The organism is Nostoc sp. (assembly GCF_036917155.1).
In the GTDB taxonomy this organism is placed as follows: Bacteria; Cyanobacteriota; Cyanobacteriia; order Cyanobacteriales; family Nostocaceae; genus Nostoc.
In genome coordinates, this window is record NZ_JBALDZ010000031.1 from 14,272 (window position 1) to 32,703 (window position 18,432).

The following is an 18,432-nucleotide window of genomic DNA, read 5'->3' on the forward strand; positions in this document are numbered from 1 at the left end:
GGATTGGCATTTCCTATATTGGAGATGCCTTTCTATAATGCTCGATATATAGTGCATTATGCCTGACTACCAAAACACTTACTGTTGATTAATTAATGCCACCAAGAGATAGCATTCACAATATAGTCAAGCAAGCAATTATTAAAGATGGTTGGAAAATAACTGACGATCCTTATGTTATTTCTTATGGTGAAAGATTCTTATTTATAGATTTGGCTGCTACTTTAGCATCAACACTTAAGCAAGCTCAAGGAAGTTTTATCGGTGCGACAAAAGAAAATCAGCGAATCGCAATTGAAATTAAAGATTTTCGGGGTCAATCTGTTATTGCTGATTTAGAACAAGCGCTTGGACAGTATACACTCTATCAGCTTTTACTCAGTAGAATAGAACCAGAGCGAGAACTATATTTGGCAATTACAGATACTATCTATAGCAATATTTTCAATGAACCAATTGGCGAACTAGTAATTACAGAAATGCCACTGAAATTAATCATCATCAATTTAAAAACAGTAGAGGTAATACAATGGATACCAGTACGACCTATCGAGAAATAGTCAAGCAGATGATTATACAATATTCTAAACTTCGTCCCTCGCATGGAGATATTCGACTTGACCCAATCTTTGATGAAACGCACGATAGGTATGCTTTGATGCAAGTGGGTTGGGATAGAGGACGGCGAGTCCGAGGAAATCTAATTTATGTGACGCTGCAAAATGGCAAGGTTTATATTGAATATGACGGCATAGAACACGGCATAACCCAAGATTTGATAGTGATGGGTGTTTCTCCACTAGATATTGTTTTAGCTTTTCTGCCTGAATCAGAGCTAGCTGCTAGTGCAGGAAAACTCTAAATTACGATTTCCATTGTCAGCGCTTAGAGGATGTTTTAAAAGTATTGGGCGAATAGAATTCGCTACTACACAAAACTTAGTCCACCTCCGTGGACTAAGAAAAATTAAGGGTTTCTAACCTACGTAGGCAGAAAGTCTCGCGTAGCTGCGACTTCTAGTCGCCAGGGCTAGTATGAATTGAGACTTTACAAACATCCTCTTAGAGCCAAAGCGAATAAAATTCGTAGTTATACAAACTGTCGTCCGCCTGTGCAGACTAAGAATTGAAGCTTTGAAACCCCACAGAGGTTGGTTTTGCTTGTGTAGACGCAATTTCTAACCGCCCATTTCAGTTGTAGTGCGTTACATGCTAGCGCGCCACATTTTATCATGGAGATAAGAACATTATCGAGGCATTGAGGGCGATGAAGCTGAAGAGCAAACTAAAATCAGCATTTGTTCAACCTTTTAGCTGCATGATGCTGAGTATTCTCGCTGTAATGGGGATATCACCATTAGTTTTAGCGGTTCCTGCAATAGTTTCTTTGCATACGCCAGAACAGGATACATACAAAGAACCACAAAAACTAGCACAATTTTCAGGTACAGATTCACCAGAGCGATCGCAGCTGCTACAACAAGCTAATACTTTATATAATCAGGGAGACTTCAAAGGCGCAGAGGAAAATTTACGTAAATTCATTAAAAAATTCCCAGAAGATGCCTTTGGACACTTTCAATTGGGAAATGCGCTTTTTCAGCAAAAGAAATCAGAAGAAGCAATTAGCGTTTATCGAGAAGCCATTCGCCTCCAGCCAAAATATGCTCTAGCTTACAATGCCATCGGTATGGCTTACGCTAGCGAAAGTCGCTGGCAAGAAGCCATTACTGAATATAAAAAAGCTCTGGAAATTAATCCTAATTACGGCGAGGCGCTGACTAATTTTGCACTGGCAATGTGGCAAACCAATAAAAAAGACGAGGCGCTATCTTCTTTAGAAAAAGCTTTAAATATTTTCAAAGAACAGCATAGAGGTGAAAAAGTTAACCAAGTCGAAAGAATTTTGCGAGAAATTAAAACTGCTGATGAACCTAGTGTTTCATGAAAATCAGCAGGTAGATGAATGGTGTCAGATATAGTAATAGGTAGGGTGTGTTGCTAATATTTTATGCACCCTACACTCTTACTTACCTTCTTTTAGAAAATAATTTTTCTCATATTATCAACTTTTTTCTTGAAATCTGATTGCTCTCTTAACCTATGTAATGGGCCTTTATATTTTTCAATTTCATCTATTAGTTCCTTAATTACTGGAGCCGAAACTTTTAATTTCATCATATTTAAAAGTTCACGATAGTTACTTTGACATAAGTTATGCTGAAGTTTACTAGCAATCATTGTGTTATGGAAAGACAAAATTACCATAACTGCTTGAGTTGTATCAAATCGTTCAATGAGAGATTTATAGCTGGTTTCAGCATTACGGGAAATTCCATTTCCATTAGTAATAAAAACTTCTACTAGCCCCAAAATATACTTTTCACGTATTTGAAGAGGAACCTGTCCCCTGTCATTAATAAGTGTCTCTAATGCTTTTGCAAACGGTGGCTCATTATTGAAGTTATCCCACCCGCGATGAGCATTAAGTAAGTTATCAACAGCAGTATCTATTTCTGCGGATAAAAGAGCTTCAGGAATATATGATTTGCCTGAAACTATTTCCAAAAACTCAAGGGCACGCTTTGCTTCTAGTTGATCATTATTTGCAACAAACCTGCCATACTTAGTCCCAAATTGCTGACGTGCCTGCTCATCGACTCTATCCCATAGATGAGGTATTAGCCTATGAAGATTTTGTCTTGTCTGTGGTGTTGTATCTAAACGTGTGTATATGCCAAATAATCCTGATGCTAAATTGTTAGTTTGTTCTTGGTTAAGCTCTATAAAGAATGCTGCTATTTTTTTAGCATCAGATTCAGAAATATTATTTTTTTTAATATTTTTGAGAAATTTCTGTATTTCTATTGTTCCATTAGACAAAGGTAAAGAAATAACTTCTTTAATACAGGTTTCCAACCAAGAAATTAGGTTTAAACCCGTAATCTCGTTCTGATTTGGATGAGCAGCACTCACCCAATTACGCATATATCTAATTGTGTCTAAATGCTTGTATCCAATCTCTGAAATTAATCCTATTTTTCTGCCACCCTCAATTAATTCACTATCATTTACTTTAACTAAATCATCTTCTGAATTCAGACTTTTACGCTTTTCTGGGCTATTTACGGCATTATCATAAAAATATGAAATATCATATTGGGATACCCGCTTTCTTAACTCTAAGATTGTTTCGTCCCACAAGTAATTTAATGCCGCATCAAATAAACCTGATGCTACAGCAGCAATATATTTAGAAATGTATACAGAACGGGGCTTCTGATCATCATTAATCTTTGATAGTACATCGGTGAGATTTCTAAAAACAATTACACGCTCATTTACTGAAACTAATACAGAATCAGTTGGTAAACCTTGTTCTGTTAAAAAACCTAACACACCTACTTCAAAGTTATTTAACTGGGAACTATAGCTTTGCTGTGTAATGATGTCAGACGAGTCCATTTTTTATTTAGATTACTTTTATACAACGTATTGTAGTTATAATTTAAAATAAATACCAACTTTCTGTAGTATACAAAATCATAATTTACAATGAAAATCATAGAAACCTTCGGTTAAAGCCTATGACTTCGCTATCGACATTAACTTTACCGGATCACACTCAGTTACCAGACTCAGATGGTACATTTGTGAAAAATCTTCAGGAACATCCGCAAAGCATTTTAATCACAGATTCAATTAAACCTGTTTTAGAGAAACTTCATCCTGATAGTCAATATTGTATCGGACAAGATTCTGGTATCTACTGGCGATTGACAGATCCTCCTGAGAAAGGGGCTGAAGCACCAGACTGGTTTTATGTACCCAATGTACCACCTACCCTTGACGGTAAAATGCGCCGTTCTTATGTGCTGTGGAAGGAATATGTTGCACCCCTAATTGTGATTGAATTTGTCTCTGGAGATGGTTCAGAAGAACGAGATAACACACCGCCATCTCAAGGGGAAGGTGGAAATGTTGGTAAATTTTGGGTTTATGAGCAGGCAATTCGAGTGCCTTATTATGGGATTTATGAAGTAGCAAAAGCTCAAGTGGAAGTTTACCACCTAGTTGATAATACTTATGAATTAATGCAACCCAATGAACGAGGACATTACCCAATTGTTCCTATGGAGGTGGAATTGGGAATCTGGCAGGGATTTTATCTGAATGCTGATTTACCTTGGTTGCGCTGGTGGGATGCCCAAGGAAATTTACTGCTAACGGGTGAGGAACGTGCCGTGAATGAGCGACAAAGGGCGGAAGTTGAGCGACAAAAGCGGGAGAGAATTGTAGAGAAATTGCGATCACTCTCTGCTGAACAACTCAACGCTTTAGGAATTGACCCAGAAATGTTAGATTAGGAAATTTATCATCTATTAATATTACTCTTCATATATTTCTGCGATCGCACACCGAAAATCAACGCCAGCTAAATACAATTCTTCCCCTTTTTCATAAGGGTAAACTAGAGGATTGATACGAAAATATCTATTTCCTACTAGAACCCCATATCTTTAGTTGTCGTGGTTCAGTTTAGCTTGGTTTTCTCTATACGCCCATCTTAACAGAATATGGAGCGCCTAACTCGTGACTTCCAGTCATGAGTGTGCGGCTTGCAGAAATCAAACATTTTAACCTATATAGCGTTTCCCAACCTAGTAAGGTACACCCTACACCTTGCGATATAATATCGTAAGTAAGTCAGTACTAATATTTCCAGCTATGTTAAGGAATTTTAATGTTGGGTGTGTTGTCGCCAAGCGCTGCACCGTCAACAATCTCAGGTGCGTTGCTATAAGGCATAACACACCCTACAGCTAATTTATATTTCTTCATAAGCTGTTGCGCCTACAAATTGCATCACAAGCATGATTAGGCAAAACCTGTAAATCCTCTCCCTTGCTCCCTGCACCCTGCTCCCCTGCCGCCTCAATGTGCAAACTATAATCACAACAGCTTATACATTGAATTTTTCTCACCGACTTACTTACCTCATTTGAATGGGAACCGCTATAGAACAAGTCTAATGAGCCACAGCGCCACCAGTTGGCTTCACCTTTTTGAGGAATAAAACGGCAATGCCACTGAGTAATAGTGCAATGCCAATAAAGTAGAAACAATCGTTAAAAGCCTGCACAAAAGCTTCCCGACGGACTATATTTGATATAGATGCGATCGCTTGATTGTGAGCAGTATTTAAATCTGCTCCCCGACTGATAAAATACTGGGTCATTTGGTCAATTCGCTGTTGAGTTTCTGGGTTATATAAAGATACTCCATCACCCAATCTATTCGAGTGAAATTGCTCTCTATTAGTTAATAAAGTTGCTAAAGATGCAATTCCTATAGAACCGCCCATATTCCGCATCATATTAAATAAACCACTCGCTGAACCTGCTTCTTTTGGATTCAACCCAGCAGTGGCAATAGAACTCAGTGGTACCATAATTAAGGGTTGTCCCATTGCTCGCACAAATTGTGACCATCGTAATTGCTCTAACCCAGTTTCATTAGTCATTCCAGAGTTCATAAATGCACTGATGGAAAACAGAGTCACACCAACAGCCACCATTAAACGCACATCAATGCGTTGCATTAATCTGGGTATGAGGGGAATAATAAACAGTTGGGGAATACCAGCCCAAATCAATACTTCGCCAATTTGCAGCGCATTATATTGTTGAATTTGAGCAAGATATAGAGGTAAAATATAAATTGAACCATACAATCCTACCCCTAGTGAGACATTAACAATACTGGCTAAACCAAAGTTACGCCGCAGTAAAAGTCGCAAATTAATAAATGGTTGTTTACGAGTTAATTCTATTAAAAAAAATAGCGCTATAAAAATTGCTGCTAGTATACTTAAACGCACAATCAATGCTGAACTAAACCAATCTTTGCGGCTACCTTCTTCTAAAACAACTTGCAGGGAACCTAGCCCAATCGCCATCGCAATAATTCCCCACCAATCACCTTGTTTCAGTAAATTAATTTGGGGTTTTTCTTGCTTAATTCCATACCAAACGCCAGCTAGCATTAATCCCCCTGGAATTACATTTATATAAAAGTTGTATTCCCAACCAAAATTTTCTGTTAACCACCCTCCTATTGTCGGGCCAATTGAAGGGGCAAAGACTGCACTAAAACCAAATGCAGCCAGTCCAATTGATTGCTTCGATTGGGGTAAAGTCGTTAAGACAACTGTCATAGCGGTGGGAATTAACACTCCTCCACTAAAACCTTGTAAGGCGCGGAATAAAATCATGGAATTGAGATCCCACGACCAAGCACAGCATATAGAAAAGAAAATAAATAGTGTAGTATTCACTAACAGATAACGACGCAGAGAAAACACTCGCGACAACCATCCTGTTAGAGGAATTACCACAATTTCTGCTACGAGATACGCTGTAGAAATCCAAGAGCCTTCTTCTAAAGTCGCTCCTAAACTCGCTTGAATGTCTTGCAGTGAAGCATTAGTTATTTGAATATCTAATACTGCCATAAATGCACCAAGCATACTGGCTAATACACCAATCCAAGTTCTGAGTGGTACACGCTCTGGTGGTGCTTGCTGACGAATTACACCTGTATTAACCATAGTATTTTTCCTGTTTCAAAGTCCAGTAGAACCAAATCTATTATTAAATATTTCCTTTTTCTCTGCACGCGAAATTAAAAAAATATAAATACTAGATAAAAACTTATTAGAGAAATTCTCACTTGGATACAGTGAAGTGTTGATCTCTCTCCTAAAAGGAGAAAAATTTTGAATTTTACTCCCCTTCCCTAGTATGGAAGGGATTGGGGGTTAGGTCTGTATTAAAATCAATTGCAAACCGGTATAACATCAATCTAAATTTAAATCTAACTGCGGTTATCTATCTTAAACTTCCTGAGTCTTAACAATACCCTTTTTCTCATAAATTGGAAGCATTATTTGTCTTAAAGCAGGCAACTGTCTGCTAAAAATGATCGATCCTAAAATACAAGCTATCCCATCAATCATTAAGGTGTTAGTAGCACCAATATGATTTGCTAGTAAACCTCCTAATAAATTACCCACGGGAATCATCCCCAAAAATGACATTGTATATAAGCTCATCAATCGTCCGCGTTTATCATCCTCAACAATCGTTTGTAAAAATGTGTTGCTAGCAGCAATTTGGAGAATTGTTCCCAAGCCAACAAATAACATTGTAAATAAAGAAAGTGGTAAAAATCGAGACAAAGAAAACGCTATTAGACCAATTCCTAAAATTGCTGGAGCTAAGGCAATCAATTTCCCAATTCCTAAGATTGTTTGGCGCGTAGCTAGATAAATACCACCAGTTAAGGCTCCCACACCAGATGCCGCCATCAAAAACCCCAAAGTTTCTGCACCACCTTTGAGAACTTCTTCGGCAATAACTGGGACAAGAATAGTATTTTGCAGTCCCATGAGACTAACTAAAGCTGATAGCAATAAGATGGATCGAATGGGTGGAAAGCTAAAGGCATAGACAAATCCCTCCTTAACTTTTTGCAAGGGATTACCGTCAGTTACCGAATTTTTCCAAGGTTTAACTTGCATTGCCAATAAAGCGGCGATGACAGCAATGTAGCTCAACCCATCAATTAAAAAACAATAGCCAGTTCCAACACCAGCAATTAATAAGCCCCCGATCGCAGGGCCAATCAATCTAGCACCGTTGACCATTGTGGAGTTAATAGCGATCGCATTGGCTAAATCTTCTCTGTGTTCAACCAATTCTGGTACAAAAGCTTGGCGGGCTGGCGCATCTAAGGCGTTAATAAATCCTTGAAACAAACTCAAGATGATGATGTGCCATACCTCAATTACACCAGTTAACGCCAGCACGGCTAATGTTAATGATTGAATCATCGCCAAGACTTGCGTACCAATTAAGGTACGATACCGAGAAAAGCGATCTACAAATACTCCGCCAAAGGGAGCTAAAAAAAAGCTCGGAATTTGACTAGAAAATCCCACAACTCCTAGCATTAATGGGGAGTTTGTTAAATCATAAACTAGCCAAATCGTCGCAAGTTGCGTCATCCACGTCCCAATTAGGGAAACACCTTGTCCGGCAAAAAACAGACGGTAGTTTTTTGACCTTAATGCAGGTAGTAGCGGTTTTTTCATGTCAGGCTTGCTTAATACCAATCTGCTTTCATAAATATCATCTCACCTCATCTCTCTACGCCCCTCTGCCCCTCTGCATTTCTCACAAGCTTGAAATGCAGAGGGGCAGAGGGGCAGAGGGGAAAGAACTTGTACAAATCTCTCCCCTGCTCCTCTGCTCCCCTGCTCCTCTGCTCCCCTGCTCAAGAGCACAAGGTTTTGAGAGATGTGGTGAGAAATCCGGGTATAGATGTAGGAGCATATCACAGCAAGAAAGAGGTTTTTCATCTGTTTGCAGCAAGTTTTGTATTATATGTCCGGGTAATTAGTTATGCTTCCCACAGTCATTATACCCCACCCCCTAATCCCCTCGATGCCTTGGGGAGGGGAGACAAAGCGTAGCTTTGACGAGGTGGGGTTCTCCGGATTTAATAAGTAATCAGGCGGACATGATATTACTTGACTTCCACAGCAACTTCCGCAGACATCCCCGGAGTAATCCGCGATTCATACCCTTGAATACTCTTTTGGTCGAAAACTACTTTGACTGGGATGCGTTGGACAACTTTGGTAAAGTTACCCGTAGCGTTATCCGGTGGTAATAAGGCAAACTGAGCGCCGGAAGCTGGCGAAATGCTGTCAACACGACCAATAAAGGTGTGATGAGGGAAACTATCGAGCTTAATTTCTACTGCCTCTCCTGGGCGCATCTTTTCTAATTGAGTTTCTTTGAAGTTCGCAACTACCCAATAGTTGTTATCCACGATCGCCATTAATGGTGTTCCCGCCGCAACTCGGTTGCCAACTTCCACGTTTTTCCTACCGATGCGTCCGGCACTGGGGGCGGTAATATTGGCATAAGATAGTTGCAACTGTGCGTCTTTGAGCGATGCTTCTGATTGCGCGATCGCCGCTTTTGCCGCTTCGTATTGACTACGTTTAACTGTTGTATCTTGTCCGCCTGCGGTAGCTTGTTGCAATCCTCCCTTGGATGCTGCCAATTTAGCTTGGGCGTTGGTGACATTTTCTTGCGCCTGTGCTAATTGAGACTGGGCTTTGGCGACACCAACTTTGGCAGAGGCTAACTTGGCTTGGGCTTGTTCTACTCCCTGAATAGCAGCGTTTTTTTGTGCCGTCGCTACATCATAAGCGGCCTTGGCTGTATCTAATTGCTGACGAGCGATCGCACCTGTTTTATACAATTCGTTGTAACGATTGTAATCTGTTTGAGCTTTTTCCAAATTGGCATTTACTTGCGCTACCTGCGCTTGGGCGGCGGGAATCCCCGCTTGGGCGAGTCTGACTTCAGCTTGCGCCGCTGGTATCCCTGCTTGGGCTTCTTGTACTGCTGCTTGCGCTGTAGAAATTGCTGCTACTGCACCACTGACATCCCCTTGCGCTTGAGTTGTCTTACCAGTAGTGGTTTGTGAAGTTAAAGCAATATTTGCTTGAGCTGCTTGTGCCTGACCACGAGCATTTTCTAGGGCGGCTTGTGCTTGTTGTACCTGACTTTGATAGTCCCGTGGATCTAACTCCACTAACAATTGTCCTGGTTGCACCAGTTGGTTATCATTCACTAGCACCTGACTTACGGTTCCGGGAATGCGGCTACTAATTTGATGAATGTTTCCCGCAACGGTGGCGTTATCTGTTTCCTGGTGGGTGGAGGCATATTGCCAGTAATGATAGCCAAAAGCACCTGCGGCGATCGCACCCACGCCTAATCCTGCCAATATTAAACCAGTCGGTTTTTTCCGCTTTGGTGGAACTTCTTTCTCGATCTCAGGAGTTACAACGGGTGCTTCTGCTGTTGCGAATGTCTCTGCGGTAACAGTTTCTAAAGTCTCTGAATCAGGAATCACTTCTTTTTCTAAAATTGGGGTTTTGTGTCCGTTGCGTCCGTTAAAAGTATTAGCACCCATGATTCTTAACTCCCTTGTTCTTCGATACTTTGATTGATAATCGTTTATTTAGAATGCGTAATATTTCCTGAAAAAAATCTTATTCCCTTAGTATGCGTAATATTATCTCAAAAGAAATCTTGACAGCACCTCCCCCAGTCGGGTGATTATGGCACGATCTTTAGGAGAGGTTAGCGATCGCCCGATTCAACATTTGGGAAAACAGTTCCCGGTCAGCAAAGGAAATACCTTCCATCGCTTCATCACGCACAGCTGCGGCTATTGGCGGTAAGACAGCTTCTAGTTCCTTACCTGCATCCGTTAGCCAGATTCGCCAGATGCGGCGATCGTGGGTGTCGCGTTCTCGACGCACCAAACCGCGTTCTTCCATCCGATCTAGTACGCCTGTTAAAGTGCCTCCCACTTGTTTGAGTTTATCCCCAATACTAGAAGTAGGTAAACCATCTTCTTGCCAAAGACAGCACAACACCAGCCAGTGAAATGGCGTCAATCCAAACGGTTCTAGCCTCTCAGTAAACTTGCGACTGAGGAGTTGTGAGACTAATTTGATTCTGTAGCCCAAATTGTATGGTGCCAGATTTTGCTGCCACGACTCTAAAGTTGGGGAGTGATTAGATGTAGAAACCATTTAGTAAAATACTTAGTATACGTAGTATTATAACTAGATTAACCTTTTTTAGCAACAGATGCATTGCATCTATCTTAGGGAAGAAATTGAATTAACTGATACTCTTGAACTGTACTGATAATGCGGTGAGGCCGAGACAATTTAGGGGACTGGTCAGCATATATCCAAGCATAGCTCAAAGCTGGTATTTGGGGAATAGAGGCTACTTGTTTGGCATGAATAGGAAGATAGAATTCAAACAGTACTTGGGTTTTCTGGTCTATTTGCACATAGTAGGTAGGATGAGATTGGAGAATAGAGGCGATCGCACTTTGTTGTAAAAAAGTTCTCAAAACAGGGTTATAGTCACTGAACATCCCAATGCTACCCATCGTCGCCAAAGCCAACCAACAGGGAATTAACCATCCTGCAATCCAATAGCGTGCAGTGAGAAACTTTTTACCAAAGTGGTAACGACTAATCCAGACTACAGGTAAAATTAACCAACCAAACCCCATAGCCAAGCCAATAGCTGCATACTTGTGGATATCAGAACTACCCCAAGTCAGAATAATAGTACTTGCTATTACAAGTAAAACACCGAATCCACCAAAGCCATAACTGAGATTTCGAGGAAGATTATTCCTTGCAAAAAGGTTTAATATATTATTTTTACTTTTTTGAAGAGGAAATTTTGAGTAAATCCCTGTCTGGTAAATATTGCCTAACCAGCTTAACCCTACAGATGCAAACAAAGCTATAAAGGGATAAAGACAAAGACCATAGTGAGGGTAACGAGTGTTAAAAAGACTAAGTTCTACAAATAGGGTAAGGGGAAAGCCAACTAATATTAACTGGTAACGATTAATCGGACGATGGAGAGTCAAAAACAAACCTAAAATTCCAAAAAAAGCCCAGGGAAATGCTTTTAAAAGAATATTCCATACATAAAACAGTGGCCCGTGATTATAAGAGTCATGAGAACCTAGCTGCACAACAAACTTGAGTAACTCCTCAAAACTATTATTGCCGTAGTGAAGCCAGCTTAACCACAGCCAAACAAAGGTAGGGATTAAACCTACTAAAAAGCCTAGATATAAAATTGGGTTAGCAAGATGACGATGACGGTGATGTTCCCAAATTAAATAAGGCAATAAAGCTATAATTGGTAAAAAAATCATAAAGCTTCTGACTAAGAAGCCTAAACCTAAACTAAAGCCAGCGATAAAACTCCAAAAATAGCGATATTTGGGGTATAATTCCGTTTTTATTAAAGAATAAATAGCTAAAAGTACCAAGAAAATCATTGGTACATCAGGTGTGCTTAAACGGCAGTATTGTAGCCAGAGAAATTCCACACTTAAAATTGCAGCAGCTAACCAAGCTTTTTTTTTACCTAGCATAATTCTGCCAATTTCATACACAAGCCATAAGCTAAAAATGCCAGCGATCATACTAGGAATACGCGCACTAGTATCACTCATCCCAAACAACTTGTAGAAACTGGCAATTAACCAATAAGGTCCAGGGGTTTTATGATGTGCCCTTTCCCAAGGAGTCATCCAATTACCAGAGTCAAACATCAGACGGGCACGCGATGCGTAAAGTGCTTCATCATGTGCTATCAGACTATTGTTACCAGAAGTAAATAATAATAAGGGCAGTATCCAAGTGAACAAGCTCAAATAGGGTAATAATCCGACTAGGCGGATTTGTCGCCAAAGATACTGTAAGAAGTGTAGTTTATAGAACATTGAATTGATAAAATTGAATGCTGCTCTTTAGACTCGTTTATCGTCAAATCAAGGGTTTAAGACCCCTACATTTATATGTAGTATCAGTCTCAGTAGGAGTTTAAATCCCCCGTTAGCGCTAGCGTTAGCGACGGAGGAGCGTCAGTTGCCACAACGCTCTTAACTTATCGCTTGGCACTTCTCTTCTCTACGAGACGCTATGCGAACGTCTGAAATGTTTTGAATTTTGAATTTTGAATTTTGAATTGTTAAGTGTCCTGCTGTTATTAAAATATCTTACATAGTGATTTTTGAAAAATACCTGAGATTGCCGTAATTTTCAGAAAAGTTCTCCAAAACAGAAATTTATGCAGTTAAGACCGAATCAACGCCTGAAATTAGACGATACAGATGATAAGCTATTCTATGTCTATCCCCGCTTCGTCACCCATGTCGATGAAGGATTTATTCAACAGCTAACGGATTTATATCGCGATCGCCTGAAACCCAACACCCGCATTTTTGATATGATGAGCAGCTGGGTATCTCATTTGCCAGAAGAGATACCGTTTTCCCATGTAGAGGGACATGGACTCAACGCCGAGGAACTGGCACGTAATCCCCGCTTAAATCATTACTTTGTGCAAAATCTTAACGACAATCCGCAGCTACCATTACCAGATGAAGATTTTGATGCTGTTCTCAACTGCGTATCTGTGCAGTATGTGCAATATCCAGAAGCCGTATTTTCCGAAATTTACCGCATCTTGAAACCCGGTGGTGTCGCAATTATCAGCTTTTCTAACCGGATGTTTTTTGAAAAGGCGATTCAAGCTTGGCGGGAGGCTTCAGAGGCAGTTCGAGTGGAATTAGTCAAAGAGTACTTCGCCTCAATCCCTGGATTTACAACAGCAGAAGTGATAGCTCATAAGTCAACATTACCAAATTTCTTACAGTGGTTGGGTGCAGCTGGAGGAGATCCGTTTTATGCCGTCATAGCTTACCGCAGTTAAAAGGGCAAACCCACCTCTGTGGGTTTATTTTCCTTAGTCTGCTGAGGCGGACGAGAGTTTGTATAGCCGTTACCAAGCCCCTTCGGGGCGGGAACAGGGAACTCTTAACAGGGAACAGAAAAAAAATTAGCCCCGAATACAGGGTTTAAAGCCCCTAAATTTATTTATGAAAAGAGATAAAAATATTTGAAACGAGATGGCGTCAGCCACGATGTTTCAATGTGTCCTTGTACAAATCCCCTGATTTTAATTATGGGGATTTCCCTGTTGCCTGTTGCCCGTTCCCTGTTCCCTTTTAATTCTATTCACCCTGGCTCTTGAAATACTTTTGTAATGTATCCATAAATTGTGTAGATGAATTATTGGCTAATGAAATCAGAACCAGAAGTCTATAGCATTGCTGACCTTCAACAGCAAAGTGAGACTATCTGGGACGGCATTCGCAATTATCAAGCTCGCAACTTTTTGCGCCAAATGGATGAAGGAGACTTAGCTTTTTTTTATCATTCCAATACTAATGCTCCCGGTATTGCGGGGTTAATGCGTGTGGTGAAAAAAGATATTGTTGACCCAACTCAGTTTGAGGCAAAAAGTAAATACTACGACCCGAAGTCAAGTGCCGAATCCCCTCGTTGGCAAACAGTTGTAGTAGAATTCGTTGAAACTTTTTCTAACCCCATCTTGCTATCAACACTCAAAGAGAAGTTTACCGCCGAAGAGCTAATGGTGGTGAGACAAGGAAATCGGTTATCGGTGATGCCCATCCCTGAAGCAGTAGCTTTGAAGATTCTGGCGATGAAAATCTCCTAAGCTAAAAAACATCTAACTTGCATAATCGAATTAAACATAACTCTTGTGGGGTGGGCATCTTGCCATTGGTGTCAACTTAAGCTAGAAATGGCTGATCTGTTGCCTTCCTCACCCGCCGTGAAATAAATTTCACGGCTAATAGCTAAAGTCTACTGAAGTAGACTAAAGATTTTTCGAGATATTTAGTCATCTTTAGATGACTTTTGCTATTAGCAAGTAACTTCAGTTCCTTGTGGGATATAGCTTTCACCTTAAGTTGACACCAATGGCATCTTGCCCGCCCAGCTTATGCAATTTAAATACAGAACAGCTTAGTACTGCAAAGCGGAATTAAAAATTAAAGATTAAAAATTAAAAATGAATACGGCGTAAGTATTTTATTCATTTGGAAACTACTGTATTTCCGATCGCAATTCTTGTAATACTCCCTGCAAAAACTTACCCCATTCAGCCGCCAAAGGGATTTCTGTAAACGGAACCCGCACTGAGTTAGTAGATTCGGAAAATAGAAATTCTAATTCTATAGAACGACCTTTCTCCGGTGGATTATTTACATCTACTGATTTTTCATCTACTAAAACTTGGATTTGTTTGATATCAAGCAAAGAGAATGTTTCTAGTTTAATCGGCCCTTGAGGCGTGGGTTTTCCCCAAGTTATATTGTTGCCTTTTTGACCTAATACAGCATAAATATCATACTTAGCCCGTTCAAATTGCTCTGCCCAGACGCGATAAGCTTCGACTTTTTGATACTCCTTCGAGCCTTGCCAAGCTAACCAGAAAAACATTACTAACAGGGGCAACCACAAAAGACCACGTTCCATCGTTAAAAAAATCCTGAGTCCTGAATGAGACTTGTAACTAAAAGTGCGAAATCTACCAACAAGTGATGCAGATAAGTTATGGTAGTGAACAAACTGGCAAAAAGCGGTGATGAGTTAATATGAGAAAACTTATATTATTGTGCTTGTTTGTCATTGGGCTGGGAGCTGCCATATTTGGTTTCCTGAATTTCCAGGGATTGGCAGCCAGAGGAGAGTTTGAGACGATTTTGCTTGATTTTCGGGAAGATATTCCATCACTTGTGGTGGAACAGGATCTACAAGCGATCGCCAAACAATACAACGTTACACCCCAATTAGACAACAAGTTTTCCAAAAAAGATAATGTGTATATTATCAAGGGCGATCGCCAACGCTTGCAAGAACTGAAAAAATCTCAGTTTGCCCAAGCGACAGAATTCATTGAACCAAACTATATCTACAACAACATTCCCCAACCAGGTAAAACCGCTTGGCTAGGTGAATTTTTAAGACCCCAAGAAGATGAAGAAGCAAGTCCTTCATTAACTGGCCCCAATGACCAATATTACAGCAAGCAGTGGAACTTGCACAAAATCGGTATTGAAGGCGCATGGAGTCAAACTAAAGGCAGTGGCATCACAGTCGCAGTCATTGACACCGGGATTACCAAGGTTCGCGACTTGTATGAGACAAAATTCGTCAAGGGCTACGATTTTGTAAACGACCGAGAAGAAGCCACAGACGATAATGGTCACGGTACCCATGTTGCTGGAACTATTGCCCAAGCCACAAATAACAAATATGGCGTCGCTGGAATTGCCTACGAAGCTAGTTTGATGCCGCTGAAGGTACTCAGTTCTTACGGCGGTGGTACCGTTGCCGATATTGCCGAAGCGATTAAATTTGCTGCTGATCAAGGCGCAGATGTGATTAATATGAGCTTGGGTGGTACTGGTGAAAGCCAGTTGATGAAACAAGCGATCGAGTATGCCCATAGAAAAGGCGTAGTTATCATCGCCGCAGCCGGAAATGAAAATACCAATGGAGCAAGCTATCCAGCCCGCTATCCCTACGTCATCGGCGTTTCGGCAATTGGCCCAGATGGCGAAAGAGCGCCCTATTCTAACTTTGGTGCTGGGGTAGATATCTCTGCTCCTGGTGGTAGTGAAGCTGGTAAGATTCTCCAAGAAACTATCGATGAAAAGGGCGAAGGGGTATTTCTGGGCTTCCAGGGTACAAGCATGGCTTCTCCCCACGTTGCTGGTGTTGCGGCATTAATCAAAGCTGCTGGCATCAAAGAACCAGATGAAGTCTTAAAAGTCCTCAAGCAGTCAGCAAGAGTGATTCAGGATGATGGTTTGAACTATTATGGCGCTGGACAACTCAATGCAGAAGCAGCAGTCAAACTAGCCTTTAGCGGACAAATCAGTTTTCCAGATTTCTTCCGGTGGTTACGGGATAGCGGCTATCTTAACCCTGGCTTTTGGATTGATGGTGGTGCGATCGCACTCTTACCCAAGATTTTAATGGTAGTTGGTTCCTATCTGCTAGCTTGGTTTTTACGGGTTTACTTCCCCTTTACTTGGAGTTGGTCTTTATCCAGTGGACTAATTGCCGGCAGTTCTGGGTTATTCTTCCTCAAGGGAATCTATATTTTTGATCTTCCCCAATGGCCTTTCCGGGTTTTGGGCAGTTCAATTCCCGAACTAGGTAATACCCTCCAGGGAACTGATGCGTTGAATCCCCTATTTGCCAGCGTACTAATTCCCATTGTGTTAATGGCATTGCTGCTGGGACATCCTAGTTGGAAATGGTTTGCCGTTGGTTCAACATTAGGTGTCGCAGCCTGCTTGACAGTAAGTGCATTTTTAGATCCAGCTGTTTGGGGTTTAGGAAGTGGTAACATAGCACGCCTCTTCCTCATCGCCAACGCCCTAATCTGTTATGGACTTGCTCGTTTAGCATTGAAAAACGAAGAGAAAATTGCATAAATAGGGAATGGGGCATTGGGCATACAAGTAAAAAGAACCAAGTAAAAAGTAAAAAGAAAGATAAATTCAATATTTCTTTTAACTTTTAACTTTTAACTTTTAACTTGTTTCTCTCCCCCTGCCTCCCCCACTCAGCACGGGCTAAACGCCCCGCTATCGCTAACAGCACTCAGAACTGTTATGAGCATCACACTTACAGGTACAGTCGAACGTCGTGATATTGGTACAGGCGCATGGGCGTTAGTTACAGAAGAGGGCGTTACTTACGAAATCCTCAGAGGGGCTGACAAAGACTTACTCAAAGTCGGACAAAAAGCAAAAGTTACAGGACAGGTGCGTGAAGACATCATGACTATTGCCATGATTGGCCCTGTCCTAGAGGTCAAATCTTTTGAGATAACTAGTTCTGATTAGCTGTGGAATTCAGAACCTCTTGCAGACGGCTTCTAAACTCCCCTTTGGGATGACCTCCTTTTACCTCACCCACAATCTGAAATTCCCCTTCTGGAGAATTGCAGAGGATGTAAGTAGGCCATCCCATTTCTGATTTATCGGGATATTGAGTTAATAAAATCTTGCGATACTTGCGGTAAGCAGTCGTATCTTGCATCTTTACATCGATAAACTCTAAACCCAGTTCTTCAGCCACCTTTTTGTCATAAAAAGACATTTTGTGGCAGATGCCGCACTCTTCTGAAGAGAACTTAATTACAGCTAAACTCATGGGTTGGCTACTCTTTGATTTTAGGCAAAGTTTTTTAGCATAATGCTATGAGATATTACCATACAGATGGTCATTAGTGTCAACTTCAGGCTGAAATCCTGATTCAGTATTTTTTCTCCTTCTCTGCTTCTAGCAGGATCTTCCCTCTCAATTATTAAGGCTACGGTGTACACACAAGTCTGAAGCAGTTGGTAAAACTTTGTTTTACCCCACCCTAACCCTGCCCCTTAGAAAGGGGAGAGAACTGGATTTCCCTTAATCCCCCCGATAGATTGGGGGGATTAAGGGGGGTAATTCGACTTGTGTGTACACCGTAGCCTTATAAAGGAGGGGGATTGAGGGTGAGGTAAACCAGAAACATAAATTGTATGTTATCGAACAGAATTCAGTAGTCAGGAGTCAGAATGGGCTAAACGCCCCGCTATCCATGTACAGAATGAATTTTGACCTTTTTAAATTTTGGATTTTGGATTGAATAGATATCTCCAGAAATTAAATATGCGTTATCCAGAATCCTTGTAGAGACGTAGCACTGCTACGTCTCTACATTCATTTTCACCAGATGTCTAATATTCAAAATCCAAAATTTAAAATCGAAAATTCGGTGAATTAGTACAATTATTAATGTTATTAATAGCAATAATTCAATAAATATACTTAGATTTTTACAATACAAGTAAAAAATAAGTATTTATG

General features: G+C 40.7%; 16 protein-coding genes. 8 read left to right on the forward strand and 8 right to left on the reverse strand.

Annotated elements, in window-relative coordinates:
* Positions 1 to 95 precede the first annotated feature (95 nt).
* From V7K67_RS05145 to V7K67_RS05155, 3 genes are all read left to right on the forward strand, one after another.
* Positions 96 to 560: a XisH family protein gene (locus tag V7K67_RS05145; RefSeq protein WP_334733918.1), complete on the forward strand. Its 465-nt coding sequence runs from the start codon at positions 96 to 98 to the stop codon at positions 558 to 560.
* Complete coding sequence (locus V7K67_RS05150; RefSeq protein WP_334733919.1) at positions 530 to 862, forward strand: XisI protein; 333 nt, start codon at positions 530 to 532, stop codon at positions 860 to 862. Before V7K67_RS05145 ends, V7K67_RS05150 begins: the two co-directional genes overlap by 31 nt.
* Positions 863 to 1,266: 404 nt before the next feature.
* Entirely contained in the window at positions 1,267 to 1,947 is a 681-nt protein-coding gene (locus tag V7K67_RS05155; RefSeq protein ID WP_334733920.1) for a tetratricopeptide repeat protein, read from the forward strand.
* Positions 1,948 to 2,039: 92 nt separating this feature from the next.
* On the opposite strand, the gene V7K67_RS05160 is transcribed toward V7K67_RS05155, so the two are convergent.
* A complete protein-coding gene (locus V7K67_RS05160; protein ID WP_335165503.1) occupies positions 2,040 to 3,464 on the reverse strand; it encodes a hypothetical protein in 1,425 nt (474 codons plus the stop codon).
* Between the two features lie 122 nt (positions 3,465 to 3,586).
* Between V7K67_RS05160 and V7K67_RS05165 the strand changes: the two genes are divergently transcribed.
* On the forward strand, positions 3,587 to 4,366 hold the full coding sequence (locus V7K67_RS05165; protein WP_335165505.1) for a Uma2 family endonuclease: 780 nt from the start codon (positions 3,587 to 3,589) through the stop codon (positions 4,364 to 4,366).
* Positions 4,367 to 5,028: 662 nt separating this feature from the next.
* Here the strand turns inward: V7K67_RS05165 and V7K67_RS05170 are convergent.
* The 5 genes from V7K67_RS05170 to V7K67_RS05190 form a co-directional block, all read right to left on the reverse strand.
* Positions 5,029 to 6,609 carry a DHA2 family efflux MFS transporter permease subunit gene (locus V7K67_RS05170; protein WP_334733923.1) on the reverse strand — a complete coding sequence of 527 codons (1,581 nt, stop codon included), beginning with the start codon at positions 6,607 to 6,609 and terminating at the stop codon, positions 5,029 to 5,031.
* A gap of 285 nt (positions 6,610 to 6,894) precedes the next feature.
* Positions 6,895 to 8,154 carry an MFS transporter gene (locus V7K67_RS05175; RefSeq protein WP_334733924.1) on the reverse strand — a complete coding sequence of 420 codons (1,260 nt, stop codon included), beginning with the start codon at positions 8,152 to 8,154 and terminating at the stop codon, positions 6,895 to 6,897.
* Positions 8,155 to 8,588: 434 nt separating this feature from the next.
* The gene (locus tag V7K67_RS05180) at positions 8,589 to 10,055 is read right to left on the reverse strand and encodes an HlyD family secretion protein (RefSeq protein WP_334733926.1); all 1,467 of its coding nucleotides are present in this window, start codon (positions 10,053 to 10,055) and stop codon (positions 8,589 to 8,591) included.
* 160 nt (positions 10,056 to 10,215) lie between these two features.
* Positions 10,216 to 10,683, reverse strand: coding sequence for a MarR family winged helix-turn-helix transcriptional regulator (locus tag V7K67_RS05185; RefSeq protein WP_179064154.1), 468 nt, complete (start codon positions 10,681 to 10,683; stop codon positions 10,216 to 10,218).
* 74 nt (positions 10,684 to 10,757) lie between these two features.
* The gene (locus V7K67_RS05190) at positions 10,758 to 12,416 is read right to left on the reverse strand and encodes an ArnT family glycosyltransferase (protein WP_334733927.1); all 1,659 of its coding nucleotides are present in this window, start codon (positions 12,414 to 12,416) and stop codon (positions 10,758 to 10,760) included.
* Positions 12,417 to 12,763: 347 nt separating this feature from the next.
* Between V7K67_RS05190 and V7K67_RS05195 the strand changes: the two genes are divergently transcribed.
* The gene (locus tag V7K67_RS05195; RefSeq protein WP_334733928.1) at positions 12,764 to 13,408 is read left to right on the forward strand and encodes a class I SAM-dependent methyltransferase; all 645 of its coding nucleotides are present in this window, start codon (positions 12,764 to 12,766) and stop codon (positions 13,406 to 13,408) included.
* Positions 13,409 to 13,762: 354 nt separating this feature from the next.
* The gene (locus tag V7K67_RS05200; protein ID WP_334733929.1) at positions 13,763 to 14,218 is read left to right on the forward strand and encodes an EVE domain-containing protein; all 456 of its coding nucleotides are present in this window, start codon (positions 13,763 to 13,765) and stop codon (positions 14,216 to 14,218) included.
* A 392-nt stretch (positions 14,219 to 14,610) separates the two neighbouring features.
* Here the strand turns inward: V7K67_RS05200 and V7K67_RS05205 are convergent, their stop codons facing one another.
* Complete coding sequence (locus V7K67_RS05205) at positions 14,611 to 15,042, reverse strand: hypothetical protein (protein WP_334733930.1); 432 nt, start codon at positions 15,040 to 15,042, stop codon at positions 14,611 to 14,613.
* Between the two features lie 119 nt (positions 15,043 to 15,161).
* Between V7K67_RS05205 and V7K67_RS05210 the strand changes: the two genes are divergently transcribed.
* On the forward strand, positions 15,162 to 17,012 hold the full coding sequence (locus V7K67_RS05210) for a S8 family peptidase (protein WP_335165511.1): 1,851 nt from the start codon (positions 15,162 to 15,164) through the stop codon (positions 17,010 to 17,012).
* Positions 17,013 to 17,192: 180 nt separating this feature from the next.
* Positions 17,193 to 17,426 (forward strand): hypothetical protein, encoded by a 234-nt coding sequence (locus V7K67_RS05215; RefSeq protein ID WP_334733932.1) that lies wholly within the window; start codon positions 17,193 to 17,195, stop codon positions 17,424 to 17,426.
* On the opposite strand, the gene V7K67_RS05220 is transcribed toward V7K67_RS05215, so the two are convergent.
* The gene (locus tag V7K67_RS05220; protein WP_099103723.1) at positions 17,413 to 17,736 is read right to left on the reverse strand and encodes a thioredoxin family protein; all 324 of its coding nucleotides are present in this window, start codon (positions 17,734 to 17,736) and stop codon (positions 17,413 to 17,415) included. The two genes, V7K67_RS05215 and V7K67_RS05220, sit on opposite strands and share 14 nt — an antisense overlap.
* Positions 17,737 to 18,432: the final 696 nt, after the last annotated feature.

Bases quoted from the DNA above. Each gene is read 5' to 3' on its own strand.
- V7K67_RS05200 (WP_334733929.1), top strand. From the start codon at position 13,763: ATGAATTATTGGCTAATGAAATCAGAACCAGAAGTCTATAGCATTGCT.
- V7K67_RS05220 (WP_099103723.1), bottom strand. From the start codon at position 17,736: ATGAGTTTAGCTGTAATTAAGTTCTCTTCAGAAGAGTGCGGCATCTGC.
- V7K67_RS05165 (WP_335165505.1), top strand. From the start codon at position 3,587: ATGACTTCGCTATCGACATTAACTTTACCGGATCACACTCAGTTACCA.
- V7K67_RS05180 (WP_334733926.1), bottom strand. From the start codon at position 10,055: ATGGGTGCTAATACTTTTAACGGACGCAACGGACACAAAACCCCAATT.
- V7K67_RS05210 (WP_335165511.1), top strand. From the start codon at position 15,162: ATGAGAAAACTTATATTATTGTGCTTGTTTGTCATTGGGCTGGGAGCT.
- V7K67_RS05160 (WP_335165503.1), bottom strand. From the start codon at position 3,464: ATGGACTCGTCTGACATCATTACACAGCAAAGCTATAGTTCCCAGTTA.
- V7K67_RS05185 (WP_179064154.1), bottom strand. From the start codon at position 10,683: ATGGTTTCTACATCTAATCACTCCCCAACTTTAGAGTCGTGGCAGCAA.
- V7K67_RS05175 (WP_334733924.1), bottom strand. From the start codon at position 8,154: ATGAAAAAACCGCTACTACCTGCATTAAGGTCAAAAAACTACCGTCTG.
- V7K67_RS05170 (WP_334733923.1), bottom strand. From the start codon at position 6,609: ATGGTTAATACAGGTGTAATTCGTCAGCAAGCACCACCAGAGCGTGTA.
- V7K67_RS05205 (WP_334733930.1), bottom strand. From the start codon at position 15,042: ATGGAACGTGGTCTTTTGTGGTTGCCCCTGTTAGTAATGTTTTTCTGG.
- V7K67_RS05195 (WP_334733928.1), top strand. From the start codon at position 12,764: ATGCAGTTAAGACCGAATCAACGCCTGAAATTAGACGATACAGATGAT.
- V7K67_RS05190 (WP_334733927.1), bottom strand. From the start codon at position 12,416: ATGTTCTATAAACTACACTTCTTACAGTATCTTTGGCGACAAATCCGC.
- V7K67_RS05145 (WP_334733918.1), top strand. From the start codon at position 96: ATGCCACCAAGAGATAGCATTCACAATATAGTCAAGCAAGCAATTATT.
- V7K67_RS05215 (WP_334733932.1), top strand. From the start codon at position 17,193: ATGAGCATCACACTTACAGGTACAGTCGAACGTCGTGATATTGGTACA.
- V7K67_RS05150 (WP_334733919.1), top strand. From the start codon at position 530: ATGGATACCAGTACGACCTATCGAGAAATAGTCAAGCAGATGATTATA.
- V7K67_RS05155 (WP_334733920.1), top strand. From the start codon at position 1,267: ATGAAGCTGAAGAGCAAACTAAAATCAGCATTTGTTCAACCTTTTAGC.